General features: G+C 69.8%; 2 protein-coding genes. One reads left to right on the top strand and one right to left on the bottom strand.

Annotated features, from left to right (window positions below; genetic code table 11):
• Positions 1–724: MBL fold metallo-hydrolase (locus tag EB084_24800; protein NDD31484.1), on the top strand; the 724-nt coding region annotated here is incomplete at its 5' end.
• A 7-nt stretch (positions 725–731) separates the two neighbouring features.
• On the opposite strand, the gene EB084_24795 is transcribed toward EB084_24800, so the two are convergent.
• A partial coding sequence (locus tag EB084_24795) for a hypothetical protein (protein NDD31483.1) occupies positions 732–1,711 on the bottom strand: 980 nt, incomplete at its 5' end.

Below are 1,711 nucleotides of genomic sequence, written 5' to 3'. Positions count from 1 at the left end.
CGTCGACGGCGTTGTCATCGACACCGGCCTGCGGGCGCTGCGACGCCCGTTCATGCGCTGCCTGCGCGAGGCCGGGGCGGCGGTGGCGCTCAACACCCACGCCCACGAGGATCACGCCGGAAACAACCAGGCCATCGCGCGCGAGCTGGGCGTGCGCCCGCGCGCGCACCCGCAAGCGGTCTCCCTGCTCGCACGCCCCATCGAGATGCAGCTCTACCGTCGTCTCGTCTGGGGATGGCCTCCTGAGGGAACCCAGGTCGATCCCCTGGGCGAGTGGGTGGAGCACGAGGCCCTGCGCCTGCGCGTCATCGAGACGCCGGGACACTGCCCGGATCACGTGGTGTTCCTCGACGAGCAGCGCGGCCTTCTCTTTCTGGGAGATCTCTTCGTGCACGAGCGGGTGCGCTACATGCGCGTGGGGGAGGATGTGGGGGAGATCATCCGCTCCCTCGAGCGTGTTCTCGCCCATGGCTTCGAGCAGGCGTTCTGTGCCCATCGCGGTGCGCTGCGAGACGGCCCTGTGGCGGTTCGTCGCAAGCTCGAGCACCTGCGCCAGCTCGTCGAACAGGCCGCCAGCCTGCACGATCGAGGGCTGCCGCTGGGGGAGATCTCCCGGCGCCTGCATGGTCCGGAAGGGCTGTTGCGCTATGCTTCGCTGGGGCACTTCTCGAAGCAGAACTACACCCGCGGCCTGCTCGAGGCGTCGGGGCGTCAGGTCGGGTAGTGTGCGATCAGGCGGCGCTGTCGAGGGGGTCTGCGCGCATCTCCGCGAGCGCCTTCGCGTCAGCGCGACGGGCCGCCATCTCGGTGGCCACGGCGGCCACCGCGAACGTCGACGACGCGGTGAGACCCGCGATGGCCAGGGGGGCCGAGCTCATCACGCCCGCGCCGACGAGAACAGAGGAGGCCGTGGCCTGGGCAATGCCCGCGATCTCCGCGCGCGTCGCCGAGGCGAGGGCGCGGTCGATGGGCAGCCGTTCGAGGGTTACCGCGCCTCCGCGCTCTCGTGGCATGTCATAGACGACCTGCCCGTCACGCTTCGCGGTTGCGATCTCGGCACGCAGCTGGTGGCTCTTGCGCGCCTGGGTGACGCCGTAGACGGCTGCGAAGGCACCTCCAAAGCTCACTGATGCCGCAGCTGCCGCACCGGCGGCCCCGGCAGCGCCCGTGCCCAGCAAGACCGTCGTGCCCACATTGGCCAGGGCCATGGGCACGCGGCCCATGCACTTCTCGAACCGGTCCATGATCAGCTTGCGGGGTTCGTCGGCGTCGCGCTGGGCAGACTGGCCGCCTCCGCGGTGTGCGTCCCACGCCAGCTTGGCCACGTCTCCCAGCGTCCCCAGCATCTGACCAGCCGCTGACGCGATGGCCGCGGGGCTGTGCGAGCCCACTACGTCCACGAACAGCGGGATCATCGAAGCTCCCGTGTTCACGAGGCTGTTGGCAAAGTGCGCTGCGTCCACCGCCTTGTCGGTGCGTGTGGCTTCCGGGTTGGTCAGGCAGTCGCGCAGCGTCGATGCTTCTGATGCTAGCCCCAGCGCGCCGGTCAGCGCGTTGAACGCGTTGAGCGGACCCAGGACCGGGGGAGGGATGGGAAGCCACCGGAGATTGGCTGCGATGGTGATGGCGGCGGGCACGTCTCCTGCCACCAGCAAGGCTGCGTCGGTGAAGAAGCGCTTGGCGCGCTGGAAGTCGCGCATGCTCGTGCCCT

The organism is Pseudomonadota bacterium (assembly GCA_010028905.1).
Lineage (GTDB): Bacteria > Vulcanimicrobiota > Xenobia > RGZZ01 > RGZZ01 > RGZZ01.
This window is presented reverse-complemented; position numbering and strand designations above follow the sequence as displayed.